General features: G+C 54.0%; 32 protein-coding genes and 2 pseudogenes. 16 read left to right on the top strand and 18 right to left on the bottom strand.

The window, feature by feature from the left end:
• Positions 1-16 precede the first annotated feature (16 nt).
• The gene (locus ACZ47M_RS03975; protein WP_315340304.1) at positions 17-502 is read left to right on the top strand and encodes a GbsR/MarR family transcriptional regulator; all 486 of its coding nucleotides are present in this window, start codon (positions 17-19) and stop codon (positions 500-502) included.
• A gap of 227 nt (positions 503-729) precedes the next feature.
• Here ACZ47M_RS03975 and ACZ47M_RS03970 read toward each other — a convergent pair whose 3' ends face one another.
• The gene (locus ACZ47M_RS03970) at positions 730-1,158 is read right to left on the bottom strand and encodes a putative zinc-binding protein (RefSeq protein WP_315340301.1); all 429 of its coding nucleotides are present in this window, start codon (positions 1,156-1,158) and stop codon (positions 730-732) included.
• Positions 1,159-1,293: 135 nt separating this feature from the next.
• Between ACZ47M_RS03970 and ACZ47M_RS03965 the strand changes: the two genes are divergently transcribed.
• Both ACZ47M_RS03965 and ACZ47M_RS03960 read left to right on the top strand, forming a co-directional pair.
• Entirely contained in the window at positions 1,294-2,004 is a 711-nt protein-coding gene (locus tag ACZ47M_RS03965; protein ID WP_315340299.1) for an ABC transporter ATP-binding protein, read from the top strand.
• Positions 2,001-2,948 (top strand): SufB/SufD family protein, encoded by a 948-nt coding sequence (locus ACZ47M_RS03960; protein WP_315340296.1) that lies wholly within the window; start codon positions 2,001-2,003, stop codon positions 2,946-2,948. The genes ACZ47M_RS03965 and ACZ47M_RS03960 overlap by 4 nt, the downstream gene beginning before the upstream one ends.
• 17 nt (positions 2,949-2,965) lie before the next feature.
• Here ACZ47M_RS03960 and ACZ47M_RS03955 read toward each other — a convergent pair whose 3' ends face one another.
• Genes ACZ47M_RS03955 through ACZ47M_RS03945 form a run of 3 tightly spaced genes read right to left on the bottom strand, consistent with a single transcriptional unit; the run spans position 2,966 to position 4,726 of the window.
• Positions 2,966-3,886, bottom strand: coding sequence for a TDT family transporter (locus ACZ47M_RS03955; protein ID WP_315340294.1), 921 nt, complete (start codon positions 3,884-3,886; stop codon positions 2,966-2,968).
• 60 nt (positions 3,887-3,946) lie between these two features.
• A complete protein-coding gene (locus tag ACZ47M_RS03950) occupies positions 3,947-4,339 on the bottom strand; it encodes a NifB/NifX family molybdenum-iron cluster-binding protein (protein ID WP_315341004.1) in 393 nt (130 codons plus the stop codon).
• Between the two features lie 57 nt (positions 4,340-4,396).
• Entirely contained in the window at positions 4,397-4,726 is a 330-nt protein-coding gene (locus ACZ47M_RS03945; protein ID WP_315340292.1) for a helix-turn-helix domain-containing protein, read from the bottom strand.
• A gap of 135 nt (positions 4,727-4,861) precedes the next feature.
• Here ACZ47M_RS03945 and ACZ47M_RS03940 point away from each other — a divergent pair, with 135 nt between their 5' ends.
• The 6 genes from ACZ47M_RS03940 to ACZ47M_RS03915 all read left to right on the top strand — a co-directional run bounded on the left by ACZ47M_RS03940 (position 4,862) and on the right by ACZ47M_RS03915 (position 9,728).
• Positions 4,862-5,716 carry a sulfite exporter TauE/SafE family protein gene (locus ACZ47M_RS03940; RefSeq protein ID WP_315340290.1) on the top strand — a complete coding sequence of 285 codons (855 nt, stop codon included), beginning with the start codon at positions 4,862-4,864 and terminating at the stop codon, positions 5,714-5,716.
• Between the two features lie 42 nt (positions 5,717-5,758).
• The gene (locus tag ACZ47M_RS03935; RefSeq protein ID WP_315340288.1) at positions 5,759-6,067 is read left to right on the top strand and encodes a GAF domain-containing protein; all 309 of its coding nucleotides are present in this window, start codon (positions 5,759-5,761) and stop codon (positions 6,065-6,067) included.
• A gap of 148 nt (positions 6,068-6,215) precedes the next feature.
• On the top strand, positions 6,216-6,665 hold the full coding sequence (locus ACZ47M_RS03930) for an arsenate reductase ArsC (protein ID WP_315341000.1): 450 nt from the start codon (positions 6,216-6,218) through the stop codon (positions 6,663-6,665).
• 139 nt (positions 6,666-6,804) lie between these two features.
• On the top strand, positions 6,805-7,284 hold the full coding sequence (locus tag ACZ47M_RS03925; protein WP_315340286.1) for a universal stress protein: 480 nt from the start codon (positions 6,805-6,807) through the stop codon (positions 7,282-7,284).
• Positions 7,281-8,303: an arsenic resistance protein gene (locus ACZ47M_RS03920; RefSeq protein WP_315340284.1), complete on the top strand. Its 1,023-nt coding sequence runs from the start codon at positions 7,281-7,283 to the stop codon at positions 8,301-8,303. Before ACZ47M_RS03925 ends, ACZ47M_RS03920 begins: the two co-directional genes overlap by 4 nt.
• 48 nt (positions 8,304-8,351) lie before the next feature.
• Complete coding sequence (locus tag ACZ47M_RS03915; protein WP_315340281.1) at positions 8,352-9,728, top strand: B12-binding domain-containing radical SAM protein; 1,377 nt, start codon at positions 8,352-8,354, stop codon at positions 9,726-9,728.
• Positions 9,729-10,145: 417 nt separating this feature from the next.
• Here the strand turns inward: ACZ47M_RS03915 and ACZ47M_RS03910 are convergent, their stop codons facing one another.
• A complete protein-coding gene (locus ACZ47M_RS03910) occupies positions 10,146-10,547 on the bottom strand; it encodes an aldehyde ferredoxin oxidoreductase C-terminal domain-containing protein (RefSeq protein ID WP_315340278.1) in 402 nt (133 codons plus the stop codon).
• A gap of 97 nt (positions 10,548-10,644) precedes the next feature.
• Positions 10,645-11,109, bottom strand: a pseudogene (locus ACZ47M_RS03905) (aldehyde ferredoxin oxidoreductase C-terminal domain-containing protein); the annotation flags it as partial.
• 62 nt (positions 11,110-11,171) lie between these two features.
• On the opposite strand from ACZ47M_RS03905, the gene ACZ47M_RS03900 reads away from it, so the two are divergent.
• From ACZ47M_RS03900 to ACZ47M_RS03880, 5 genes and pseudogenes are all read left to right on the top strand, one after another.
• Positions 11,172-11,393: an ATP-binding cassette domain-containing protein gene (locus ACZ47M_RS03900; RefSeq protein ID WP_315340275.1), complete on the top strand. Its 222-nt coding sequence runs from the start codon at positions 11,172-11,174 to the stop codon at positions 11,391-11,393.
• On the top strand, positions 11,365-11,592 hold the full coding sequence (locus tag ACZ47M_RS03895) for a P-loop NTPase family protein (RefSeq protein WP_315340273.1): 228 nt from the start codon (positions 11,365-11,367) through the stop codon (positions 11,590-11,592). The genes ACZ47M_RS03900 and ACZ47M_RS03895 overlap by 29 nt, the downstream gene beginning before the upstream one ends.
• Complete coding sequence (locus tag ACZ47M_RS03890; protein WP_315340270.1) at positions 11,589-11,849, top strand: ATP-binding cassette domain-containing protein; 261 nt, start codon at positions 11,589-11,591, stop codon at positions 11,847-11,849. Before ACZ47M_RS03895 ends, ACZ47M_RS03890 begins: the two co-directional genes overlap by 4 nt.
• A gap of 106 nt (positions 11,850-11,955) precedes the next feature.
• On the top strand, positions 11,956-12,186 hold the full coding sequence (locus tag ACZ47M_RS03885) for a hypothetical protein (RefSeq protein ID WP_315340267.1): 231 nt from the start codon (positions 11,956-11,958) through the stop codon (positions 12,184-12,186).
• Positions 12,183-12,314 (top strand): annotated as a pseudogene (locus ACZ47M_RS03880) (ABC transporter permease); the annotation flags it as partial. The gene ACZ47M_RS03885 and the pseudogene ACZ47M_RS03880, both read left to right, overlap by 4 nt.
• A 171-nt stretch (positions 12,315-12,485) precedes the next feature.
• Here the strand turns inward: ACZ47M_RS03880 and ACZ47M_RS03875 are convergent.
• Positions 12,486-12,899 carry an OsmC family protein gene (locus tag ACZ47M_RS03875; RefSeq protein WP_315340266.1) on the bottom strand — a complete coding sequence of 138 codons (414 nt, stop codon included), beginning with the start codon at positions 12,897-12,899 and terminating at the stop codon, positions 12,486-12,488.
• Positions 12,900-12,957: 58 nt separating this feature from the next.
• Here ACZ47M_RS03875 and ACZ47M_RS03870 point away from each other — a divergent pair, with 58 nt between their 5' ends.
• Entirely contained in the window at positions 12,958-13,287 is a 330-nt protein-coding gene (locus ACZ47M_RS03870) for a NifB/NifX family molybdenum-iron cluster-binding protein (protein ID WP_315340263.1), read from the top strand.
• A gap of 66 nt (positions 13,288-13,353) precedes the next feature.
• Positions 13,354-14,241: a cation diffusion facilitator family transporter gene (locus tag ACZ47M_RS03865; protein WP_315340261.1), complete on the top strand. Its 888-nt coding sequence runs from the start codon at positions 13,354-13,356 to the stop codon at positions 14,239-14,241.
• A gap of 300 nt (positions 14,242-14,541) precedes the next feature.
• Here the strand turns inward: ACZ47M_RS03865 and ACZ47M_RS03860 are convergent, their stop codons facing one another.
• From ACZ47M_RS03860 to ACZ47M_RS03810, 11 genes are all read right to left on the bottom strand, one after another.
• Complete coding sequence (locus ACZ47M_RS03860) at positions 14,542-15,135, bottom strand: riboflavin synthase (protein ID WP_315340997.1); 594 nt, start codon at positions 15,133-15,135, stop codon at positions 14,542-14,544.
• A complete protein-coding gene (gene ribD / locus ACZ47M_RS03855) occupies positions 15,116-16,198 on the bottom strand; it encodes a bifunctional diaminohydroxyphosphoribosylaminopyrimidine deaminase/5-amino-6-(5-phosphoribosylamino)uracil reductase RibD (protein ID WP_315340256.1) in 1,083 nt (360 codons plus the stop codon). The genes ACZ47M_RS03860 and ribD overlap by 20 nt, the downstream gene beginning before the upstream one ends.
• A gap of 118 nt (positions 16,199-16,316) precedes the next feature.
• On the bottom strand, positions 16,317-16,868 hold the full coding sequence (locus tag ACZ47M_RS03850; protein WP_315340254.1) for a 2-oxoacid:ferredoxin oxidoreductase subunit gamma: 552 nt from the start codon (positions 16,866-16,868) through the stop codon (positions 16,317-16,319).
• Complete coding sequence (locus ACZ47M_RS03845) at positions 16,865-17,710, bottom strand: 2-oxoacid:ferredoxin oxidoreductase subunit beta (protein WP_315340995.1); 846 nt, start codon at positions 17,708-17,710, stop codon at positions 16,865-16,867. The genes ACZ47M_RS03850 and ACZ47M_RS03845 overlap by 4 nt, the downstream gene beginning before the upstream one ends.
• Positions 17,710-18,858 (bottom strand): 2-oxoacid:acceptor oxidoreductase subunit alpha, encoded by a 1,149-nt coding sequence (locus ACZ47M_RS03840; RefSeq protein ID WP_315340252.1) that lies wholly within the window; start codon positions 18,856-18,858, stop codon positions 17,710-17,712. The genes ACZ47M_RS03845 and ACZ47M_RS03840 overlap by 1 nt, the downstream gene beginning before the upstream one ends.
• On the bottom strand, positions 18,855-19,367 hold the full coding sequence (locus ACZ47M_RS03835; protein WP_315340249.1) for a 2-oxoacid:ferredoxin oxidoreductase subunit gamma: 513 nt from the start codon (positions 19,365-19,367) through the stop codon (positions 18,855-18,857). Before ACZ47M_RS03835 ends, ACZ47M_RS03840 begins: the two co-directional genes overlap by 4 nt.
• Positions 19,357-19,716, bottom strand: a complete 360-nt coding sequence (locus ACZ47M_RS03830) for a HEPN domain-containing protein (RefSeq protein WP_315340246.1) — start codon at positions 19,714-19,716, stop codon at positions 19,357-19,359. Before ACZ47M_RS03830 ends, ACZ47M_RS03835 begins: the two co-directional genes overlap by 11 nt.
• Positions 19,713-20,000 (bottom strand): nucleotidyltransferase family protein, encoded by a 288-nt coding sequence (locus tag ACZ47M_RS03825; protein ID WP_315340243.1) that lies wholly within the window; start codon positions 19,998-20,000, stop codon positions 19,713-19,715. Before ACZ47M_RS03825 ends, ACZ47M_RS03830 begins: the two co-directional genes overlap by 4 nt.
• A 1-nt stretch (position 20,001) precedes the next feature.
• Positions 20,002-20,856, bottom strand: coding sequence for a 2-oxoacid:ferredoxin oxidoreductase subunit beta (locus tag ACZ47M_RS03820; protein WP_315340240.1), 855 nt, complete (start codon positions 20,854-20,856; stop codon positions 20,002-20,004).
• A complete protein-coding gene (locus tag ACZ47M_RS03815) occupies positions 20,856-22,046 on the bottom strand; it encodes a 2-oxoacid:acceptor oxidoreductase subunit alpha (RefSeq protein ID WP_315340992.1) in 1,191 nt (396 codons plus the stop codon). Before ACZ47M_RS03815 ends, ACZ47M_RS03820 begins: the two co-directional genes overlap by 1 nt.
• Before the next feature lie 2 nt (positions 22,047-22,048).
• On the bottom strand, positions 22,049-22,315 hold the full coding sequence (locus ACZ47M_RS03810) for a 2-oxoglutarate ferredoxin oxidoreductase subunit delta (RefSeq protein ID WP_315340989.1): 267 nt from the start codon (positions 22,313-22,315) through the stop codon (positions 22,049-22,051).
• Between the last annotated feature and the right edge of the window lie 110 nt (positions 22,316-22,425).

Here is a 22,425-nt window from a genome sequence, read left to right as displayed (position 1 = left end):
AATAGGGTGTGAGAATATGAGGGCGAGAGAGAAGAGGAGGTTCGTGGAAATAGTTGAGAGAATGATGAATAGGTGGGGTTATACCCACACCGATGCCAAAGTTTATGCTCACCTTCTCCTATCGGCGAACCCCCTAACCATAAACGACCTGAGCAAGCTCACAGGCTTGAGCCGCTCTTCCATATCAGTTGCCCTCTCAAAACTGACGAAGGACTACTTAGTTAACGTTAAAAAAGTCGGGAAGACGAAGTACTTCACTCCTATTCCAGCCTTTCTCGAAAGGTTCCTCCACCAGCCCAAAGAGACCCTAGATAAGGAGGTTAAGCCCCTCAAAGAGCTGACCCTCTCTATGCTTGACGATCCAGAGTCAGAAGAGCATCGCTTAAAGCTTGAAAGCATCCTGAAAGACCTGGAGACCCTTGAGTGCATTTTAAGCAAGGTCATAAGACTGGAGAAAGAGGAGACAGAGTGCCTCAAAGAGCTTAGGAAGAGTACCGTATGAGCCCCACTTACAACGTCATGGAAATAACCCCATAGAGACTCGGGATTTGGTGGGCGGGAATGAGGTCTCTTTTCGACGGAGGAGTTTTCCAACCCTTTCTTTTAAGAAACCCCGCATGGCAATCACCTTCAGAGAGAAGGACGCCCGAACTTAGAACTCCGAGACGCTTTCGGAAGGGGTAAAAAGGATAAAAGTACCCCACACCCCTCTCCTGTCCTGCCCGCCCTTTAAACGTTGAACTTTATCCCGACTTTTTCGGCGATCTCCAGGGCGACCTTGAGGACGTCTTCGTCGTTTATATCAAGGGTGGACTGCTTTGCTATCCCGAAGTCCGTCACGGTGAAGCTGTAATCGACCTTTATCCCGGCCTTTTCCATTACCTTTGTGGCACACTTCATCGGGCAACCGTCGATTACGATAACCCTCCTCGCCCGCTTTCCGATGTCGAGATGCATTTCAGAGCCGGCGGCTACGGCGGTGGTGCAGCACAGACGGGCCTCCTGGCCTGCTTTGGTGAGCAGTACTCCAACTTCATGGCCGATTTTTCCCACACTGGCCGCTCCGGAGCACGTGAAGATTATGTCGAGGTGTTCAGCCTCTTTGTGGCAGCTGGGAAGGAACTTCGGCAGCTTCTCAACATCAACCTCGTTTCCCATTCAGATCACCCCAATGCACGATAAAACCACTTCATTTAAAACATTTTTCATATGTTTTTGTTTTCAACCACTGGTTCTGGACACTTCTGCCCAGAAAATCTTAAAAGAAATTCATGTGAAACTTTTTCGATAAAAATGCTGTGCCTGAGGAACGTTGACTACTCACGGGACGGAATGAAGATCCTCCAGGAGATAAATATGACCTTCAGGGAGGGGATGAGCTACTCGATACTCGGCCCCAACGGTGCAGGAAAATCCACGGTGGCCAGAATTTTGATGGGGGAGCTTAAGCCCACCTCCGGCCAGGTTCTCCTCGATGGCAAGGACATAACCGGGCTTGACGTCACGGAAAGGGCAAAACTTGGAATAAGCATGGCCTGGCAGGAGCCGGCGCGCTACGAGGGGATAAAGATCAGGGAATACCTCACCCTCGGCGGGAAGCTGAAGGTCAAGGAGGATGAGATAAAAGAAGCCCTTGAGCTCGTCGGCCTCCCCTACGAACTCTATGCCGAGAGACTCATGGACAAAACCCTCAGCGGTGGAGAAAGGAAAAGGATTGAACTGGCCTCGCTTCTCCTCTTAAAGCCGAGGTACACGATACTCGATGAACCCGATTCTGGCCTTGACATAACGGCCGGCGAGCTGATAGAGAACCTCCTCTCGGAGTTCAAAAAAGCCGGGGCAACGGTTATTCTAATCACGCACCACGAGGAAATAGCTGGAAAAACGGATTTTGCCTACTTCGTCTGTGCCGGCAGAGTGGTGAAAAAGGGCTTCTCGCGAGAGGTCGTTGAGTACTACAGAAAAACCTGCGGAAGGTGCCTCTTCCTGGAGGGGTCGCCATGATAAGGGTCGACCGCGTGAAGGAGTATGAGGCTCTACTTAATGCCTACGAGCGCGAGGGCCTTGACACGTCTCTTTTTGGCGATAGGATAGCGGCCATAATCATAAGCGGAAGCAAAATAATCGGCCTCAACAACGTCCCCGGGGTTGAGATAAAGGGTGAGGAGGTTGAAAACGGGGTCAGGGCGAATATCAGGATAGCGGATGGCATCGAGCTTCCCTTCCCGATCCACCTCTGTACCGGCTACCTCAAAAGCGAGGGCTATCAGAGGGTTGAGTTCTATGTAGAGGTTGGAAAGAACTCGAAGGTGAAGTTCACCTCCCACTGCATATTCCCCTACGCGAAGGACTTCACCCACGAGGCCATATCGAAGATAACGGTCGGTGAGAACTCCTCCGTAGTATACGACGACGAGCACGTGCACGGCGAGGGCGTCAGGATGATAAGCAGAACCGAAGTGGACGTCAAGGACGGCGGCCGCTACACCGGGAAGTTCACCCTCACGAAGCACCGCGCGAGGGAGCTCAGGCTTGAGGTAACAGTTAAGCTCGCCGATAGGGCGGTTGCGGAGCTGACCTCGAAGGTCAGGGCAGTGAAGGACGACTCGGTTGAGGTAAGGGAAATCCTCATGCTGGAGGGGGCATACTCCAGGGGTAACCTCAAGAGCACCGCCATAGCCTTCGACAGGGCGAGGGTAAACGTCGTTAACGAGGCCTATGGGGTAGGTAACTACGCCAGGGGCCACGTGGAATGCCATGAAGTTGTCAAGGGAGAGGCGGATGTCCAGACGGTTCCTCTGCTGAGGGTGAGGAACGACAAAGCGGAACTCACGCACGAAGCTTCGATAGGCAGGATAAACGAGGCCCAGCTCGTCCAGCTCATGGCGAAGGGCTTAACCGAGGAGGAAGCGGCCGAGCTCATCATAAAAGGCCTTTTGGAGGAGTGACGAAAGGGAAAAAGAAATCAGCCGAGCAGAGTATGCTTCAGCGTTTTTACCCCCGTTATAAGCCACAGCGCAAGTAGAAGCCAGTAAACGGCGAAGCCGAAGGAGTCTACGGCATCAATTCCAAAGGCAATGCCGACGCTGTGGGTGGCACTGACGTAGGCTCCGAGCGGGAAGATGAAGGCCCACCAGGCGAGGCTGTAGGGCAGGTGAAGGTTTCTGAGGTAGTGCAGGGTTATTAGCACCGCCATGACCAGCCACCACGTGCCAAAGCCCCAGAGGAAGAAGGCAAAAACCTTGAGGGCTTCGATTCCAACCGGGAGCATCTTTGAGAGGTTCAACAGCGCAACTGCCCCCGCCCCGAGAGGGCCGAGGTTTATCCAGACCGAGGGCGCCATCATGGGCGGCATCAGCTCGTGGGTTATGAAGCGTCCCATGACTATGGCGAAGAGCGCCAGATAGAGGAAGAAGCCCGCCCCGAAGCCGAAGTAATTGAGCGCTATGAATGCCCCTTTCCACTGATCAGAGAGGGGAACGAAAGGTGTCGCCGTTAAGGGGAGCACCATGAGACCCACGGGGGGAATGAACCACGCGGGCGTTATCGTCTTTATGTCAACTCCTTCACCGACGAAGAACAGGTAGGGAATGAAGAACGCGAAGGCCATGACGAGGAGGGATCCTATCAGCCAGAGGGGAAAGGCTATCCCTGTATGGCCAGCCATGGCGAGGTTCATGGCCACTATGACCATCGCTATCGGCATCGTCCCGTAGAAGTGGGATGTTACGGGATGATACAGGTCATTCTTGGCATCTTCGGGGTACTTCACCCACCTGAGGAGCCAGGGGATAAGGAGGAGGAAGAACACCACAGCGTTGAGGTACACCAGGGCCTCTGAGAGATCACCAAGAAGTCCTTGACGCTCACTTTCATCCGACCTCACCAGAAAGAGCGGGCATACGGAAATTTTTAAGTGTTTCTTAACCTGTTGCAAAAAAAGAGCTCAGTGCTTTTCGCATTCCCCTCTGTGCTCCTTCTCTCCCTCTATCTTCTCCCTCCAGTACGGGTCGACTTCGAGAACCTGCTCGATGAAGGCCTTAACGACGTCCTTAATCGGCCCGTAGGCGCCGGTGACGACCCCTATACCAAGGTCGTTGAAGAAGGCTATCGCCCTCTGACCCATGCCGTAGGCGAGAACAACCTCCCCGCCGTGCTCCTTCACGAAGCGGGGCAGATCCCCTGGCCCGTGCTCCTCGAAGGGAACCTCGACAACTTCATAGCCCTTAATCTCTTTGTCCTCCACATCCACGAAAACGAAGTATTTGGCCCTTCCAAAGTGGCCGCTGACGTTGCTCTCAAGCCCTCCACCATCTTCAGCCGGGATTGCGATCCTCATTTCCACCACCGCATCCATGAATATCTTTTCAAATATAAACTTTGTGCATATGCACGCTCATTCCTTGAAAACTTCCCCGGTAACGAGGTCTATTCCAATTTTTCTGACCTTCAGCTTCCAGAGCTTTTCGGGGGCGCCGCCGCCCTCCTCGCGGTAGCCTGCTACCTCGATTATTCCGGCGTCTTCGAGGGCAGATAAGTGGTAGTAAAGCGTCGAACGCGGCATTTCAAAGCCAAACCCTTTCAGAGTCCCGTATATCTCGTTCGTGCCCTTCACGCCTTCGCTCAGGATTTTGATTATGCTTCTCCTGGGCTCCACCAGGAGGGGTTTGAGCGTCATCATGAGGGCCCTCAGGTTACCCATTTCTTCCATCATCCACTTCGGCATAGCATCACCTATTTCTTTTTCGCGCCAGCCTTTATAATTTTACCGCTCCTTCTGGCCAGAAGCTATAATATTATAGAAAACTTTATAAACACTTTTGCGATATTACAAAGTGAAGAAACTGCGGAGGTGAAAACCATGATAGGTATTGCGATACTCACTTACATCCTCGCGAGCCTCTTCGCAATAGCCGGGATGGGTGCAGCTGGAGTACTCATACCCAACTATATAACCCTCGGATTGAGCGTCCACGCGGCAATGTTCCTTGGCCTCGGCCAGAACACGGCGGAGCTTACCGTCGCAACGGCAATGAATTCAAGGAGGGGCCTGGTTGAGTGGAGAAAGGTTGCGATGATCCTGCTACCGGCCATCTTCTTCGTCCCGGTTGGGGCCTACATAAACCTGAAGATTCCCAGAGTGCTCGTCCTCGTTGCTTTCGACCTCTTCCTGCTCTTTGCACTCTACAGGATGCTCTTCCCGCGGAACATCAAAGGGGAAAGGGCAGAGGTTACCACTGCGGCCCTTGGAGCTTTGGAAGGGTTCATCGCAGGGCTGATAGGCATGGACGCCGCACCGATAGCCCTAATAGCCTTCGCGTACCTCTTTGACAACCCCAAGAAGATATCGGCCAACACGGCCGCAACGGCACTCGGCGTTTCCACGACGGCACTGCTGACCTATTACATCATGCTCCCCTCCGTTCCAATAGAGACTGGCACCCTGATAGGGGTCGTCACTGCTGGCTTCCTCGGCGGAATAACCGGGGTCTTCCTGATGCACAGGGTGAAGCCAAATTACGTCCGCTACACGATCCTTGCCATACTCGGTCTGGCATTCATTGAGGTTCTCACGAAGATAGTAGCAAGTGCTGGACAGGTCTCAGAGGGACTTTACGCCCTCAGCGTGGGCACCGTGGCCCTTGGGGCTCTCGCCTTCCTGCTGGCTTTGGTAGTGAAGTTCCTGAGGGGCGGAACAAAAGCCTCCGCCCTCTGAACCTTTCGTTGTTTAGAGGACTGAAAAATGGAGGTGGTTGAGATGCCGTTCGGTGTTCCCGGATGGAAGTGGAAAGTTGGAAGGTTTGGCTACACCATGGAGGAGGGTAAGGAAGAGATAAAGGCAAAAACAAAGGAACTGCTTGAGAAGGCGAGCAAGGGCAACGCCTGGAGGAACCCGAGGGGAGTTCTCCATGTTCCCCTCGTCGTTGAAGACCAGGTAGTCGGAGAGCTCTGGGAAGACCTAGACCCCAAAGGGCTTGAGGTTGGCGCCTACTGGTTCGGGAAGTGGGGAACAAAGGTTCAGCTCGTCAAGGACGGCCGCGTAGTGGGATTCGTCCGGCTCGCGTGAGCCTTTTATTTTTTCTATGGAAGGCAGCCAATGTCTCGCAGTGGAGGAACTTTCCTCTAATGGGCATCTGGCACTACTTACCCGGTGCTATATAGACTATTGCGGCAAGGGATTTAAAGGCCGTCTCCGAGTCCCTACGGTGGTTGGAATGGAGGAGAAGCTTGTCCTTTTTGTCTGCGTCAAGAACTCTGCCAGAAGTCAGATGGCAGAGGCCTTCTTCAATTACTTCAATGACGACCCGCGCTTTAAGGCAATGAGTGCCGGAACCGAGCCAGCGGAAGATATAGATCCGCTCGCGAGAGAGGTCATGGAGGAAATCGGTATCCCCCTCGAAGGGCAAAAACCAAAGCTTTACACTCAGGAGATGGCCGATAAGGCTTACCTCGTGATAACGATGGGCTGCCTCGATAAGTGCCCCTACGCTCCCCCAGAGAAGACCTGGGATTGGGGGCTTGAGGATCCCTACGGTAAATCCATCGAGAAGTACCGCGAGGTCAGGGACGAGATAAAGAGGCGCGTCCTGAAGCTCATCGAGGACTTAAAGGCCGGAAAGAGCAGGGAGGAGATAATAGGGCGGAAGAGCCTGTTCACTCTTTAGTCCTACCTTTGTTCCCACTCCAGGATAGTCTTTAACCCCCATTTTTACCCAAATTTGACCCAAAAAGGTTTAAAAATGGTCAGGCACTCCAAATCAAGTGAACAAAGGTTGAGATGAAAAACCTAACAGGTGATGTACCATGTTCAGAAAGGTGCTCTTCCCCACGGATTTCAGCGAAGGCTCGCACAGGGCCGTGAAGCAGTTTGAAGAGAGGAACGATGTTCCGGTGGGTGAGGTCGTCCTGCTCCACGTCATTGACGAGGGGGTTCTTGAGGAGCTCACGAACGGTTACTCACTCCTTTATGAGAAAGAGGAACTCGAGCTTGAGGAGATAAAGAAGAAACTGGAAGAGAAGACCATGGAAAAGCTTCAGGCAAAGATAGAAGACGTCAAGAAGGCTTTTAAGACAGATAAGGTCAAGCCCATCGTTCGCTTCGGCTTCCCGTGGGAGGAGATAGTTAAAGTTGCCGAAGAAGAGGACGTCTCTCTCATAATTCTCCCCACCCACGGAAAGCTCGGTTTCTCGAAAGAGCTCCTCGGTTCAACGGCTATGCGTGTGGTAAAGACGACCCTCAGGCCCGTTCTGCTCCTAAAGCCAAGTAAGGGTGATGAGGAATGAACTGGCTGAAGCTTAAGAACCATCTCGATAAGTACCTCCCTGTTTACGTCACGCTTGCTATGATAGCGGGCTTCTATGTGGGGAACCACTTCGACGTCAAAAAATACGAGGGGACACTCAAGAACCTCAATATGCTTGTGGTCATTAGCATGATATACCCGATGATGATCAACCTAAACCTCAGTGGGCTTAAGAACAGTGCTAAGCTCGGGAAGCAGTTGGCTATAGCCCTCACGATGGGACTGATAATTTCGCCGCTCATTATGTACAGTGCCATCTGGCTAACCGAGCTGTTCCACCCGCTTGACCACCAGCTTGCCCTCGGACTTCTCTTGGCTACTGTTGTCCCCTGCTCCTCGATGAGCATAGCCTACACCGGCCTCAGCAGGGGCAACATAGAGCTTGCAACGATAGTCGTTGCACTCAGCTTTACATTGGCTATCGTCACGGTTCCAGGGTGGCTCAAGATCTTTGCTTCGAGCTACCATGTCTCAATCTCCGTCTGGCTCCTCATCAAGACCATCCTCACCGTCGTCATAACGCCAATGATACTCGGCGTCCTCACGAGGGTGTACCTCATGAGAAAGCTCGGCCCAGAGGGCTTCCTCAGGATTAAGCCAGCGTTTCCAGCTATTTCTCTCCTCGGCATGTACACCATCGTCTTCCTCATCTTCATGGAGAAGGCGAAGCTCATAGCCAGCAAGCCGGGCATCGTTGGACTGGCGTTGATACCGCTGGTCCTCTACTATGCCATCGCCCTCCTCTTCATGACCTTCGTCGACAAAGCTGCGGGAATACCCTATAAGGATCATATGGCGGTAACCTTCACCTCCGTCGGAAAGAACGAGGGGACTGCCATGGCAATCGCTTTAGCGGCAGGAACAGGTCTCATGGCAATCGCTCCCGCACTGACACCAATCGCCCAGATACCCTTCCTCGTTAGCTACGTCAAGGCCTGGAGGAAGATAGCGGGAATGTGGAAGTGCAAAATCAAGGATGAGGAGGCCGTTTCTGAGTAAACGCCTAAACTTCTTTGCCCTTTTGTACATTAAAGGGGGGTCTCGAAGTTGAGGATCCTTTTGATGCTCCCTCCCACTGACAGTGCAATAAAAAGGGTCGTGGGCACCACCGGGCCACCTCTGGGTCTCGCATACCTTGCCTCGATGGTTCGCGAGGAACATGACGTCAGGATAATCGACGGAATAGCAGAGGAGCTGACGTTTGAGGATGTTATGAAGATAATAAAACGCTACGACCCAGACATGGTAGGGATAACTGCCACGACTTCCGCAATATATGACGCTTACGCAGTCGCAAAAATAGCCAAAAATCTCAACGAAAACGTTTTCGTCGTAATAGGTGGTCCCCACGTTACCTTTACGCCGGAGCTAACGATGAGGGAGTGCCCGTGCATAGATGCCGTTGTGAGGGGAGAAGGGGAGCTAACCTTCAAGGAGCTCGTCGATGCCCTTGACAAAGATCGTCCGCTAGAGGGTATTCTTGGGCTCTCCTACCAGGAAAACGGCAAAATACGGAACGAACCTCCCAGACCACTAATACAGAACGTGGACGAGATCCCAATACCGTCATACGACCTTCTCCCAATGGATAAGTACGTCGCCGATGGGACACCGTTTGGAACCATAATGACGAGCAGGGGTTGTCCCTTCAACTGCGCCTTCTGCTCCTCCTCTCTCCAATTTGGCAAGAGGTGGCGTGGCCATAGTGTGGAGCGGGTCATTGAGGAACTTTCGATACTCCGCTACGAGTATGGCAGGAGAGAGATAGAGTTCCTTGACGATACCTTCACTCTCAACAAGGTCAGAGCAATTAAGATAGCGGAAAAAATAAAAGAAGAAGGACTTGACATAACGTGGACTGCATCTTCAAGAGTAAACACTTTCAACGAAAAGGTAGCGAAGGCGATAAAAGCAGGGGGCTGCCACACCGTCTACTTTGGAATAGAGTCAGGAAACCAGAGGATACTGGACTTCATAGGAAAAGGTATCACACCGGAACAGTCAATTGACGCCGTTAAAACCGCCAAAAAGGCAGGGCTGATGGCACTTGGGTCATTTATAATCGGTTTCCCTGATGAAACACGGGAAGAAGTCGAGACTACCATAAAGTTTGCCAAAAAAGTTGGAGTAAACTTTGCCCAGTTTACTATAGCGACACCCTACCCTGGAACACGGCTCTGGGCCTATGCACTTCAAAACAACCTGCTTCTGACCAGGAACTGGAAGAAGTATACCACCGTAGACCCCGTGATGAAGCTGAAGTACTTCACTCCGGCTGGTATAGCCAAAATGCTGAGGAAGGCTTATCTCTCCTTCTATCTGAGACCGAAGGTTCTCCTGGAAGACATCGTTGAGAGGCACGGCTTTATATTGAAAAGAGCCATCAGAGGCGCTCTTAACATATACTATGGGAAGAAAAGATGAACTTGACAAAGTCTCATTCAAGACGGTCTCCTTCAACTAAGCCTCGGCCTTTACCTTTTCCCAGACTTCTTTCACGAAAGACTTCGTGTCGCTCATGGAATCTATCTTTACCTCCCTTCTCGTCCTAGCGAGGTACTCGATCGCCCCAGCATACTGGAGCGCATACTTACCGACGAGCTGCGCCCCATTCAGCCTGGACGAAGTGCCAGTTCCAGATGAAGAGGTTCTCCCGCCTCACGGTTCCCTCTATGTAGTAAGACAGGGGTCTTCTCTCTGTTTAGTAAATTTCATCCTCGGAGTTCGCCCTTATGGTCTCGGCGGTGGCTGTTTCTGCCCACCGGCGCCTATAACAACGTGCCTCATGCTAAATCACCCAAACCGAGCTTTTCAAGGGTTTCCCGTGTTGGGACGCCGTTCTCATCCCATCCCCCTAAGCGAATAATAAACCCTTTTCATTTCCTCCAGTTTTTCCCTGTCGAGCTTAACTTCGCCCTCGAAGAGCCTCGGAGATAAATCGTCCTTCCCGTTTCCGTACTTGAGGGTGAAGAGCCCCTCAAACGTCCTTATCCTCTCAGCGGTTCTCATGAGCTCTTCTTCGCTTATTCCTTCCCCGGTTACAGCTTTATACGCCCCGGCCCAGAGCTTAAGTGGAGTCGTTAGGAGCGCTATGACACAGACGGCGAGGGAGTCTGCTATTATATGCAGGTTCTCCCAGAGGACTGCGGGGCGGACCTTGCTTTCCGAATAGCTCCATGGATAGGCCGCTTCCACGTCCCTGACGAACATGGTGGCCATCTTCTCGGCCTCTTTTTTTGGCATAGTATTGGAACTCCGGGAAGGCATAGAGCGCCCTGTTAACGCTGCCTGAGTCGGCAACCGCCGAAATTAAAGCAGAGCCAACGAACGGCCTTACGTTGCTGCTCCATGACTCCATTCCGCCTTTGACATAAACAGTTGGAACTCCAAATTGCTCGCTCGCCTTCTTGACCCCTTCCGCGAAAATATCACCTTCCCCCTCCTGCTTCACGATCGTCTCGATGAAGTTGATGATTTCTTCACTTCCGAGCTTTACCTTTCCGAGCCTCGACGCGCAGGCCACAACTGCCACAGTGCCCATCATGTCAAGGCCTTCGCTCTGGCACTTCCTGTATATCCTCCAGGCCAGCTCCGGATCTTCTAACTTCAGCGTGAAGGTTGCGGCCGGGAAGGTCCCCCGACAGAGGTTTATGGGAAGCATCTCCCCCTCGTAGTTGACAAGCCCCCAGCACCTCAGCGGGCAGGAGAAACAGCTCGTCCTCCCAACCTTGTAGCTTTCCTGATGGGGCTCGCTGTATTCCTGACGGGCTTTACATCTCCAAAGGATGACGAAAATGGAAATCAACCTGAAAATTCAAGGAGGAAAGCCTTTTAATCGTTGAAGATGTTTTCACCTTGGTGTGAAGGATGAATGCGATTGAGGTCTCAGGCCTTGTGAAGTACTACGGCTCGTTTCAGGCCGTTAAAGGAATAAGCTTCTCCGTTAAGTCCGGCGAAGTTTTTGGCTTCCTCGGTCCTAACGGCGCTGGCAAGACAACCACAATAAGGATGCTCACGGGAGTTTTAAAGCCGAACGCCGGGGAGATAAGGGTTCTCGGCTATGACATGCTCAACGAGCGGGAAAGATAAAGGCGAGGGAAAGATAGACATCGTCCCCGAGATGGCTAACCCTTACGTTGATTTAATGGCCATGCAGAACCTTCGCCTGATGGGCGAGCTTTACGGGATGTCGAAGGCAGAAATAGAAAAGCGCTCACTTAAGCTCCTCAGGACCTTCGACCTCTACGAAAAGCGGAACATTAAGGTCAGGGGTTTTCAAAGGGAATGAGACAGCGATTAATCATTGCGATGGCCATGATTGCCGACCCTGAGCTGTACTTCCTCGACGAGCCTACGAGCGGCCTCGACGTCATAAGCGCGCGCCTCATAAAGGACGTAATCAGAGAGGAGAAGAAAGCTGGAAAGACGATATCCTTAACAACCCACAACATGAATGAGAGCGAGCTATGGAAGAGAATTGGCATAATCAGGGAGGGGGAAGCTCATAGCGATGGACACTCCGGAGAAGCTCAAGCAGCTCGTTAAGGGGCACGTTTCAGTTGAGGTAAGCTTCGAGCCGATGCAGTTTAACCCCTCAGAACACTCTCGCCCTCTCTGGAGGACGTTTTCATGGAGCTTGTGGGTGGTAAAAATGATTGAGCAGCTAAAGCGCTCCTTCGCGATAGCCAAGAAGGATATGCTCATCTTCTATCTCAAGGGGCCTGTAGTGATAATGGGCCTTATCTTTCCTTTCTTCCTCTTCCCAGCTTTCCTCATCGGCAGGAACCTCTCCGGGGAGCAGCTTTTCGTGGGCCTAACCGCCATGACCGCCTTCTTTACTTCGACCGCCGTTGGCCCCACGATGGGACCTTCTCGGCGATGACGGTGTTCCTCTCGTCTTATCCGCCACCCGACGTTCCGGCAGATGTGATGATGCTGACCTCGCTCGTGAAGTTCTCGCTCCTCTTCATAAGCGGCATATTCGTCCCGCTGGAGAGCCTTCCTCCCTATGGAAGGCTCGTCTCCTACGTCTCACCGCTGACCTACTACGTCGATGCCCTAAGGCACTCGCTCGGAAAAGGTTACCTTCCGCTCTGGATCGACCTTGGAATGCTAATCCTCTTCGGCGTGGCCTTCTTTTTCGTAGGGGGACGGTTCACAGGAGGGTGCTGGAAAAGAGGTTCACTTAGGCCTGACTATCTCGACTTCCCCATTTATTTTCTCCGCTCCGACTGTGTTGAAGACAGTTCCATACTTCTCGGCGAGCTTCTTCACGCGGAGTATCTTCTCCTCCGGCTCCCTCGTGATAACGGTGATTTTATAAGTTATCTCCCTCAGCTGGGGTTCCTCGAGGTTCCTCCAGCCCCGGACCTCGACCTTGAAGCCATCAACGTTTAAACGCATCTTCCTGATGAGCCTCCCCCAGTTTACGGTTAGACAGCCCCCTATGGCAGAGAGGAGGTATTCGGTGGGATTGGGCCCGCTGTTGCGGCCGTCGGTGTTGGTGTCAATTTTGAAGGTGAACTCCCTTACCTTAGCTGTGCTCCCAACGTTTCCGTCCCACTCAAGCTCGGCTTTATATTCAAGCCTCTCCATAACACCACCGGAAACCTTTGGAGGCAAACTTAAAAATGCTTTCATTCAATCTCACCCGGTGGTGAAAACGCTGGTCGCGGTTCCCACGTTCAAAGGTGGCCTCGATGATGAGGTTCACGAGAGCCTCGTTAGGGCTGAAACCTTTACGCTTGTTGAGGTCGAGGGCGGAGCTGTAAGGGATGTTAAAGTCATCGAGAACCCCTACAGGCGGGAGCCTTCTGGCGCAGGCCCCAAAGTTGTCCTCTTCCTGGTAAACCTCGGCGTCAGAGCTATAATATCGAGAACAGACTGCCCGAAAGGCAGGATTATCCTGGACTCAGCGGGGGTTAAGATGGTCATCCTTGATACCCCAATGAAAGTGAGGGACGCCCTGCGGGGGCTTCGTTGAGATTTCAATCTTAACGTTCAAAACATTTTTAAGTCCTTTCACCTCACCGAAACATGGTGGTAGAGAATGGGCCATCACAACCACGGCGAGCTTAAGGGAAGGATGGCCTTCTCGATAATCCTTAACCTGGTCATCACGATTGCCGAAGTAATCGGCGGAATCCTCTCGGGAAGCCTCTCCCTCCTCAGCGATTCCCTCCACAACTTCAGCGATGCGATGAGCATCCTCGCGAGCTATTTCGCGATAAAAATAGGGGAGAGAAAGGCCAACGAGAAGTACACCTTTGGCTATAGGCGAGCCGAAATCCTGGTTGCCTTCGTAAACTCCGCCGTCCTCGTTGGGGTTTCCCTCTTCCTCCTTGTTGAGGCTTACGGGCGCTTCAAATACCCCAAGCCGATAGGGGGGCCGCTGATGCTGGCGGTTGCCTTAACAGGCCTTGCCGCCAACGTAATCTCCGTTCTCCTCCTCCACGGCCACGCCCACGAGAGCATGAACGTCCGCTCCGCCTATCTGCACCTCATGGGCGACACGCTATCTTCTGTGGCAGTGGTCATCGGTGGAGTCCTCATAATCAAATGGAACCTCACCTGGGTTGACCCGCTCGTTACGGTCTTGATTTCACTCTACATCCTGAGGGAGGGCTATGAAATACTGAGGGGAAGCGTTGAAGTCCTTATGGAGGCCTCCCCGGAGCTCGACCTCGGGGCGATAAAAAGGGAGGTAGAGTCAATACCCGGGGTGAGAAACGCCCACCACTTCCACGCCTGGAGGATCGGAGAGAAGGAAATCCACTTCGAGTGCCACGTTGAGGTTGACGACATGCCGGTAAGCGCGGGCCAGGCCATAGTAGACGAGGTCGAGGAAAGGCTGAGGAAGTACGGGATAACCCACGTAACGGTTCAGCTCGAGGTTGATAGGTGCGAGGGGAAGGGCGTGATCTGCGGAAAGGAATGAGGCAAAAGAAACTACTTCAACCCATCGACCCGGCGCTCTGGGCTTTATGCATCTGACCCTATCCCCGCCCTGTCCAGGCCCTGGAGCTCATCCTCGACAGTTATGAAAAGATGACAGGCACACCCGTCTGCAGGGAGACGTTTGCGACACCCTTCGCCACTTCGTTTTATCTCCTCCCAGAGGAGCCCAAGGTAGTCCAGGTGGGAATAGGTAATGTAGAACGCAGCGTTCGAGTCGATCCACTCCGGCACATCGGCTTCAACCTTTACCGTCTGGTCCTTCAGGGAACACACGAGGACTTCAGCCGAATAGCCCGTGTAATCGAGCCTCTCTACTCCACTTACTGTTCGCGATGATTTCCTTAACGTACCTCGCTATGACGTCAATCTCGTAGTTAACCCTCTCTCCGGGCCTCAGGAGGCCGAGGTTAGTCTTTTCCAGCGTGTAGGGGATCACCTGGATCCAGAAGCGGCTCTCTTCGACCCTCGCAACGGTTAGAGAGACGCCGTTCAAAGCTATGGAACCCTTCTCGGCGACGCCCCACCTTTCGGGCGGCATCTCGAAGGCCATCCACGTCGTGTTCCCGCTCGTCCTCTTCGCTATGAACCTTACTGTGCAATCAACGTGGCCGGTCACTATGTGTCCGTTAAAGCGGCCGCTGGCCGGCATGGCCCTCTCGAGGTTCACCACCCTCGCCTCCCTCAGGTTCGTCCTCGCAAGGGTCTCCTCGCCAATGTCGAAGGTAGCTTCTTTCCCGTCGAAGTCCACAACTGTAAGGCAGGCGCCGTTCACTGCCACACTATCACCTGGTCTAACCTCAAAGGGGACCTCCACGTGGAGTTTTCCTGCAGAGTAGCGGGCCTTCCCGATTGCCTCAACTATCCCGCTGAACATCCTCACCACCCGGATAAGCCGTGACCAAAAAGCTCTCCCCGAGCTTTTCCACTGACTCTATCCTCAAAACCGGTGCCCCGTTCGCGTCCTCAACCTTCAGGCACTCGAAGGGCTTAATCCCTCTGCCGAAGAGCTTTGGCCCATAGAAGAGGTAGAACTTGTCGGCGTAGCTTAAAAACTGGCAGGCTATTCTGCCGCCTTCTATTAGGACGCTGTCTATGCCAAGTTCTCCGAGCTTCCTCAGCATTTCTTCTGGCCCTGTTATCGGGTAGGCCTCAGCTATCCCCTCGAACTTCTCAGGCCTCTCCGTGAAGAAGATCACTCTACCGTCTTCGAAGAGCCTGAAATTCCTTCCCTTCCTCACCTCTTCCGCCACTTTGCCGGAGCGGTCGAGGATCACCTTGACCTTCGGCGGGCAGTTCTCAAGCCTGCAGTTGAGCCTTGGATTATCGGCTAAGACAGTCCCTGAGCCCACCATTATCGCCATGTGCCTTCTCCTCAGCTCCTGAACCCTCTCCCGGGCCTTTTCACCGGTTATCCACTGGGAGGAGCCGCTCTCTGTCGCTATGAACCCGTCCAGGGTCAGGGCGAGCTTGATCGAGACAAAGGGCATCTTCGCCGTTATGTACTTGATGAAGATCTCGTTGAGCTTTCTGGCTTCCTCTTCGAGGAGACCGACTTCAACCTTTATCCCGGCTTCTCTCATCTTCTCTATCCCCCTCCCGGCCACGAGGGGGTTCGGGTCCTTCATCGCAACGACGACCCGCTTAAAGCCCTCTGCTATTATCCGGTCGGCGCAGGGCGGTTGCTTCCCCCAGTGGGAGCAGGGCTCAAGGGTTACGTACATGGTGGCGCCTTTAACGTCGTGGCCTTTGGCTTTGGCGTCCTCTATGGCGTTGACTTCCGCGTGCTTCTCGCCGAACTTTCTGTGCCAGCCGACGCCGATTACCTCGCCGTCCTTGACTATCACCGCCCCGACCATCGGGTTTGAGTTCACCCAGCCCTCTCCCCTTTTAGCCAGCTCGAGGGCAAGGCGCATGAACTTCTCGTCTTCAGGCCTCATGCTACCAGCTTCCCGGGGAGTCTTTTAAGGGTTTCTTGAAATCACCGAGAACAAAGCCCAGTTCACGGGCGAAAACGTTTGCCTGAAGAGTCAAGGGAAGAATGGAAAGCCATCAAAGCTAGGGTTTGAACTTTTCGGCCAGCTCAAAGCCCTTCCTGAGGGCTCTGAGGTTTATCTCCTCCGTGCCTTTTGGAATCGTGTCGAAGACTGCCTTCTCTATGGCTTCCCTGCCCACTACCCCAGTCCAGGCCGTGAGAATTCCGAGGGCCAGGATGTTCATGGTGAGGCTCAGGCCGGTGGTCTCCTCGGCTATCTCCGTCAGGGGCAGGGCTATGACGTTGAGCTTCTTCTCGAACTCAAAATCCCTGTGCGGCACGAGGTCCCTCTCGATTATCACCTTTGCACCCGGCTTGACAGTTTGGAGGTACCTGCTGTAGGCCTCCTGCGAAAAGAAGACCGCGCAGTCAGGAGCTATGACCTTTGGGTAGTCTATCGGCTCGTCGCTGATGATAACCTCCGCCCTGCTGGCCCCGCCCCTCGACTCCGGCCCGTAGCTCTGGGTCTGGACCGCATAAAGGTTCTCGTAAACGGCCGCGGCCCTTCCGAGGATGACGCTCGCCAGGATGACACCCTGACCTCCAAAGCCGCTGAAGAGGATTTCCTTCCTCATTCCTCCCACCCCATCATCTTCTTGGCGCGCTTTATGTACTCCCGGTATTCCCTCACGAGGCCCGGCCTGTCCCTGTCAACGAATTCACCTATGACTATCTTGCTCTCGAGCTCCTCCGGCTTCATGTTCTTGGCCTTCGCGAGCGGAACCGTTATCTCCTGGTACCAGCGGATAAGCTCGGGCGAAGTCTTCATCCTGTTCCTCCTTCCGAAGCCTATTGGACAGGGAGAGAGGAACTCCACCAGCGTGAAGCCTTCCTTCTGAAGGGCCTTCTTTATGCTGTTGATGCCCTGGAGGTAGTTGAAGACCGTCCACCTGGCCACGTAGTTCGCCCCGGAGGCAACGGCGAGTTGGGCGATGTCGAAGGGGTTCTCAAACTGGCCGTAGGGAGCTGTCGTTCCCTTCAAGCCCTTGGGTGTTGTTGGCGCAACCTGGCCACCGGTCATTCCGTAGGTGAAGTTGTTGATGAGTATAACCGTGATGTCGAGGTTCCTCCTTATGGCGTGGATAAAGTGGTTGCCACCTATCGCAGCGGCATCGCCGTCGCCCATGAAGGCGATTATCTTGAGGTCAGGGTTTGTAAGCTTTATCCCCGTGGCGAAGGCCAGAGCCCTCCCGTGGGTCGTGTGTAAGCCATCGAAGTTCACAAAGCCGGGAACGCGGGATGAACAGCCTATACCGCTCACCCAGACTATCTCGTCCTGGTTTAGGCCGAGGTCGTCTATCGCCCTGAGCGTGAACTGGAGAACACTGCCTATCCCACAGCCAGGACAGAATATCGTCGGAAGCATGTCCTTCCTGAGGTATTTGTCGCGGATCTCGTAGGAGGACTTCAGGTACATCATCTCACCACCCTTTCGATGATCTCCATCGGTGTGTGAACCTCTCCGCCTATCTTGCTTATCAGCTCCACCTCGGCCTTACCGTTGGCCCCTTCCCTGACGAGGTGGTAGAGCTGCCCCATGTTCATCTCGGGAACGTAGATCTTCCTAACCCGCTCCGCCAGCTTTTCAACCATCTCAAAGTCGAAGGGCCATATCGTGTTGAGCTTGAGAAATCCCGCCTTAACTCCCCTTTCGCGGAGCATCTTGACGGCGCTCATGGCCGAGCGCGAAACTATTCCCGTTGCAACTATCGCTATCTCGGCATCCTCAAGCCCAAAGGTTTCGTATGTGATGATATCGGCCTTGTTGCGCTCCAGCTTGTCTATGATCCTCCTGATGAGCCTCTCGTGGACTTCTGGCTCGACGGTCTTTGGATGGCCGTGCTCATCGTGGGTCAGGCCTGTAACGTACGTCCGGTAGCCCTTGCCGAATATCGGCATCGGTGGGACGCCATCGCCGTGCGGGTCTCCGAAGGGAAGCTTGGCCTCTTCCTCGTTTGCCGGGAGCTTTCTGTTAACGATTTCAATCTCCTCCGGGTTTGGTATGTAAACGCGCTCGCGCATGTGGGCTATCTCACCATCCGTGAGCAGAATGACGGGCGTCCTGTACTTCTCCGCGAGGTTGAAGGCCCTTATCGTGAAGTCAAAGGCCTCCTGGACCGTGGACGGGGAGAGCACTATGAGACTGTGGTCGCCGTGCGTTCCCCAGATGGCCTGCATTATGTCGCCCTGTGCCGCGAGCGTTGGCTGGCCGGTGCTCGGGCCCCCGCGCTGGACGTTAACGATTACTATCGGCGTTTCAGTCATTATGGCGTAGCCTATGTTTTCCTGCATCAAAGAAAAGCCCGGGCCGCTCGTTGCTGTCATAGCCTTCGCCCCTGCCCAGGAGGCACCTATTATCGCGGCTAAGCTCGCTATCTCGTCCTCCATCTGTATGCTTACACCGTTAACGAGCGGCATGTAGAGGGCCATCGCCTCGAATATCTCGCTCGCCGGTGTAATTGGGTAGCCGGCGTAAAACCTGCAGCCGGCCAGAATGGCCGCCCTCGCTATGGCTTCGTCTCCTTGAATGAAGTCTGACCTTCCAACGACAAAGGGGTATCTCATTTCAACCCCTCCTCAAACCCTGCTCTAAAAGCCCTGATGTTTATCTCCTCGGTTCCCTTTGGAACGTGCCTCCTGATTGCTTCCTCGACGTTTTCCCTCTTCACGATGCCACTCCTGGCCACAAGGTAGCCCAGGGCCACCATGTTGACTGTCAAAGCCAGTCCTGTTGTTTCCTCAGCTAGTCTCGTGAAGGGTGCGCCTATGTAATCTCTGTCGGGCTTCACGAGGTCTGTGTCAACGATGAGCAGGCCTCCCTCCCTGAGGGAGTCCTTAACGGTGTTGTAGCCGAGCTGGGCTAAAGCCACGAGAACGTCCGCCTTAGTCACAATCACGTCGTAAATCGGCTCCTTAGAGATTATAACATCGGCTATGGAATGGCCTCCCCTGCTGGCAGAACTGTAGTCCTGGGCCTGGAGAACGTTGAGGCCCTCTATCGCAGCCGCCTCCCCGAGGATTAAACCGGCCAGGACAACGCCCTGGCCACCTATACCGGCGAACCTAATCTGCATTCCTCAATCCCTCCAGATAAGACTTCGTGAACTTCAAAAATTCCCGTGCGTACTCAACGACCTCGTGGGCTTCACTTTCGCTGTGTTCCACAAAAGCATCGTAGTCCGCCGTGCGGCGCATGTTGGGGGCCTTAGAGTAGCCGGTGTACAGCTTAGGTGGCAGCTCTCCCGTTTTTACGAACTCCTTTCCGAGCTGGGCATGAACACCAGCGTGGCTTTTCGGCACAATTCCCTTCGAGAGCAGGAGAGCCCTTGCGCAGTAAAACATGTAGTGTCCCTTCTCAAGGAGTTCCCCGCTGGCCTGGAGCCATTCCTCCGCTTTCCGAATGAGGGCATCTATCTCGTTCATACGGCTAAACCCTCCGTCTTCGCGGTGGTATAAAGGCTGTCTTCCCTTGGCCCGTGGGGCACTATCATGACTGACACTCCGAGTTTAAGGGTCAGCTCGGCGCTCAGCTCCCCAATCCCGTCCCAGTCCTCTGGCTTTATCCCGTCCCTCAGCACGAGGAGAACGCCAAGGTCGCTGTCGGGCCTGAAATCTCCCCTAACCCTTGAGCCGAAGATTATGACTTCCTCGACCCTCTCTCCGAAGGCTTCTCTGATTCTCCTGCCCACGAGGTCGTACAGCCCCATCTCATTCACCCTTAAGCCCGAAGTGCTCCTGGACTTCATCAACCAGCCTGTTAAGCTCCGTGACGAACTCCGGCCTCTCCCTGTTGACGAACTCGCCTATTACAAACTTGCCCTTAAGCTCTTCTTCGCTCATGTTCTTAGCCTTGCTCACCGGCACGCTGTTCTTGAGGAACCAGCGGAGCATTTCAGCGGGCTCCTTCATCTGGTTCCTCCTTCCGAACTGGACCGGGCACTGCGAGATAACTTCAACGAGCGAGAACCCCTTAACGGTCAAAGCTTTCTTTATGCTCTCTATGAGCTGGTAGACGTGCGCAGTCGTCCACCTTGCCACATAGCTCGCTCCCGCAGCCGCAACCGTTTCGCTTATGTTGAGCGGGTTTTCGATGTTCCTGTATGGCGTTGTCGTGGTTTTGGCACCAAAAGGAGTTGTAGGAGCAACCTGTCCACCGGTCATGCCGTAGATGAAGTTGTTGACGAGGATGACCTTTATGTCGACGTTCCTCCTCGCGGCATGGATGAGGTGGTTTCCCCCTATGCTTGCTAAATCGCCATCGCCGCTTATGACGACGACCTTCTTGTCCGGCAGGCCGACCTTAACGCCTGTTGCGAAGGCTATAGCCCTCCCGTGGGTCGTGTGGAGTGTATCAGCTAAGAAGTACGGCGAGGCTATCCACGCGGAGCAGCCGATTCCACCCACCACCACTATCTCCTTCGGGTCAATCTTGAGCTGGTCAACGGCGTTGGCGAAGGCGTTCAGGACGGTTCCTCCCCCACATCCGGGGCAGAGGGCCGTGGGAAGGGCCTCCTTCCTCAGATACTTAATGAGGGGATACTTAGAGTAGATCTCCCTGGCCATCAGGCAACACCCCTTATCTCACGCAGGATTTCCTCAACGGTCAAAGGAACTCCACCTATCTTGTTGATACCCTTAAGCAGGACGTCGTCGTTTATGTAGCGCTCCACCTCGATTATCATCTGGCCGAGGTTCATTTCCGGCACTAGGATTGCCCTAACGCGCTTTCCAAGCTCCCTCATCCTCTCACCGGGGAACGGGTGGACGGTCTTTGGAACGAAGAGGCCTGCCCTTATTCCCTCTTCCCTCGCCCTGAGAATAGCGCCGAGGGCCGGGCGGGCAGTTACTCCCCAGCTGACGACGAGGATTTCAGCGTCGTCCGTGAAATGCTCCTCGTACTTCTCGTAAACTTTCCGGTTCTGCTCTATCTTTCTTTGGAGCCTCCTCACGAGCCTGTCGTGGACTTCCGGAGTGTAGACATCCCTCAGGCCGTTCTCCTTGTGGGTTGAGCCCGTGACGTGGGTGAAATAGCCGTGGCCGAAGAGCGGCATCGGTGGGACGCCGTCGCCGTGCGGGTCCCCGAAGGGGAGCCTGGCTTCTGCCTCATTCTCCGGAAGCTTGCGGTAGGCTATCTCGACCTCCTCTATATCCGGAATCCTGACGAGCTCCCTCGTGTGTGCTAAAATACCGTCAAAGAGCACAACAACCGGTGTCCTCAGCTTTTCCGCTATGTTGAAGGCCCTTATCGTCTCCCAGAAGGCGTCCTGCCCGCTGGTGGGGGAGACTGCAACTATCGAATGGTCTCCATGGGTTCCCCACCTGGCCTGGAAGAAGTCCCCCTGCGCCCCTTTGGTGGCCTGTCCCGTTGAGGGCCCGCTCCTCTGGACGTCAACGATTACTATCGGCGTTTCAGTCATTATGGCGTAGCCTATGTTTTCCTGCATCAAAGAAAAGCCCGGGCCAGCGGTTGCCGTCATGGCTTTCAGACCCGTCCAGGAGGCGCCTATCATGGCGGCAATGCTACCGATCTCGTCCTCCATCTGGAGGTAGTAGCCGCCAAGCTTCGGAAGCTCCCGGGCCATCGTCTCGGCTATCTCGCTCGAAGGCGTTATGGGGTAACCGGCGTAGAAGCGGCAACCCGCGAAGATTGCTCCGTATGCAACGGCCTCGTTACCCTGCATGAAGTAGTTGCCCGGCTTGTAAAGCTTCTTTATGAGCCTGACCTGCTCGGGCTCGTCGCCGCGGATTATCATGGTCACCACCTTACCGCGATGGCGAAGTCCGGGCAGAGGAGCTCGCAGAGCTTGCATTTGACGCACTTCTCGGCGTTGACCGGGACAGGGTAATGCACGCCCTTTTCGCTGAGCTCTTTGCTCCACTCGAAGACCTTCCTCGGGCACATCTCGACGCATATTCCACAGCCCTTGCAGAGAAAAGTATCGACGTCGATTTCAACTATTCCCTCGGCCTTACCTGCCACGAGGTAGCCGTTCTTTTCAACTGTGGTTTTGACGTCTGCCATAACCATCACCCGCGATTCGCTGGCCAGTTTACGTTTGTCAAAATTTAAAGGTTTCGCAGATGTACATCAGTGTTCCTAAAAGAAGTATCGGCGGGCTTATGCGCGGCAAG

The sequence above is a fragment of the Thermococcus waiotapuensis genome, from assembly GCF_055384795.1.
Note: the sequence above shows the minus strand (reverse complement) of the source record. Positions and strands in the feature narration are given on the sequence as shown.

Coding starts and splice junctions, on each gene's coding strand:
- ACZ47M_RS03940 (WP_315340290.1), top strand. CDS start 4,862: ATGATAGGTATTGCGATACTCACTTACATCCTCGCGAGCCTCTTCGCA.
- ACZ47M_RS03845 (WP_315340995.1), bottom strand. CDS start 17,710: ATGTACCTGAAGTCCTCCTACGAGATCCGCGACAAATACCTCAGGAAG.
- ribD (WP_315340256.1), bottom strand. CDS start 16,198: ATGAGGCCTGAAGACGAGAAGTTCATGCGCCTTGCCCTCGAGCTGGCT.
- ACZ47M_RS03965 (WP_315340299.1), top strand. CDS start 1,294: ATGCTGTGCCTGAGGAACGTTGACTACTCACGGGACGGAATGAAGATC.
- ACZ47M_RS03860 (WP_315340997.1), bottom strand. CDS start 15,135: ATGTTCAGCGGGATAGTTGAGGCAATCGGGAAGGCCCGCTACTCTGCA.
- ACZ47M_RS03925 (WP_315340286.1), top strand. CDS start 6,805: ATGTTCAGAAAGGTGCTCTTCCCCACGGATTTCAGCGAAGGCTCGCAC.
- ACZ47M_RS03840 (WP_315340252.1), bottom strand. CDS start 18,858: ATGAGATACCCCTTTGTCGTTGGAAGGTCAGACTTCATTCAAGGAGAC.
- ACZ47M_RS03820 (WP_315340240.1), bottom strand. CDS start 20,856: ATGGCCAGGGAGATCTACTCTAAGTATCCCCTCATTAAGTATCTGAGG.
- ACZ47M_RS03895 (WP_315340273.1), top strand. CDS start 11,365: ATGACATGCTCAACGAGCGGGAAAGATAAAGGCGAGGGAAAGATAGAC.
- ACZ47M_RS03970 (WP_315340301.1), bottom strand. CDS start 1,158: ATGGGAAACGAGGTTGATGTTGAGAAGCTGCCGAAGTTCCTTCCCAGC.
- ACZ47M_RS03875 (WP_315340266.1), bottom strand. CDS start 12,899: ATGGAGAGGCTTGAATATAAAGCCGAGCTTGAGTGGGACGGAAACGTT.
- ACZ47M_RS03850 (WP_315340254.1), bottom strand. CDS start 16,868: ATGAGGAAGGAAATCCTCTTCAGCGGCTTTGGAGGTCAGGGTGTCATC.
- ACZ47M_RS03830 (WP_315340246.1), bottom strand. CDS start 19,716: ATGAACGAGATAGATGCCCTCATTCGGAAAGCGGAGGAATGGCTCCAG.
- ACZ47M_RS03950 (WP_315341004.1), bottom strand. CDS start 4,339: ATGAGGATCGCAATCCCGGCTGAAGATGGTGGAGGGCTTGAGAGCAAC.
- ACZ47M_RS03960 (WP_315340296.1), top strand. CDS start 2,001: ATGATAAGGGTCGACCGCGTGAAGGAGTATGAGGCTCTACTTAATGCC.
- ACZ47M_RS03930 (WP_315341000.1), top strand. CDS start 6,216: ATGGAGGAGAAGCTTGTCCTTTTTGTCTGCGTCAAGAACTCTGCCAGA.
- ACZ47M_RS03935 (WP_315340288.1), top strand. CDS start 5,759: ATGCCGTTCGGTGTTCCCGGATGGAAGTGGAAAGTTGGAAGGTTTGGC.
- ACZ47M_RS03900 (WP_315340275.1), top strand. CDS start 11,172: ATGAATGCGATTGAGGTCTCAGGCCTTGTGAAGTACTACGGCTCGTTT.
- ACZ47M_RS03810 (WP_315340989.1), bottom strand. CDS start 22,315: ATGGCAGACGTCAAAACCACAGTTGAAAAGAACGGCTACCTCGTGGCA.
- ACZ47M_RS03975 (WP_315340304.1), top strand. CDS start 17: ATGAGGGCGAGAGAGAAGAGGAGGTTCGTGGAAATAGTTGAGAGAATG.
- ACZ47M_RS03890 (WP_315340270.1), top strand. CDS start 11,589: ATGAGACAGCGATTAATCATTGCGATGGCCATGATTGCCGACCCTGAG.
- ACZ47M_RS03825 (WP_315340243.1), bottom strand. CDS start 20,000: ATGGGGCTGTACGACCTCGTGGGCAGGAGAATCAGAGAAGCCTTCGGA.
- ACZ47M_RS03885 (WP_315340267.1), top strand. CDS start 11,956: ATGATTGAGCAGCTAAAGCGCTCCTTCGCGATAGCCAAGAAGGATATG.
- ACZ47M_RS03920 (WP_315340284.1), top strand. CDS start 7,281: ATGAACTGGCTGAAGCTTAAGAACCATCTCGATAAGTACCTCCCTGTT.
- ACZ47M_RS03945 (WP_315340292.1), bottom strand. CDS start 4,726: ATGCCGAAGTGGATGATGGAAGAAATGGGTAACCTGAGGGCCCTCATG.
- ACZ47M_RS03835 (WP_315340249.1), bottom strand. CDS start 19,367: ATGCAGATTAGGTTCGCCGGTATAGGTGGCCAGGGCGTTGTCCTGGCC.
- ACZ47M_RS03815 (WP_315340992.1), bottom strand. CDS start 22,046: ATGATAATCCGCGGCGACGAGCCCGAGCAGGTCAGGCTCATAAAGAAG.
- ACZ47M_RS03910 (WP_315340278.1), bottom strand. CDS start 10,547: ATGCCAAAAAAAGAGGCCGAGAAGATGGCCACCATGTTCGTCAGGGAC.
- ACZ47M_RS03865 (WP_315340261.1), top strand. CDS start 13,354: ATGGGCCATCACAACCACGGCGAGCTTAAGGGAAGGATGGCCTTCTCG.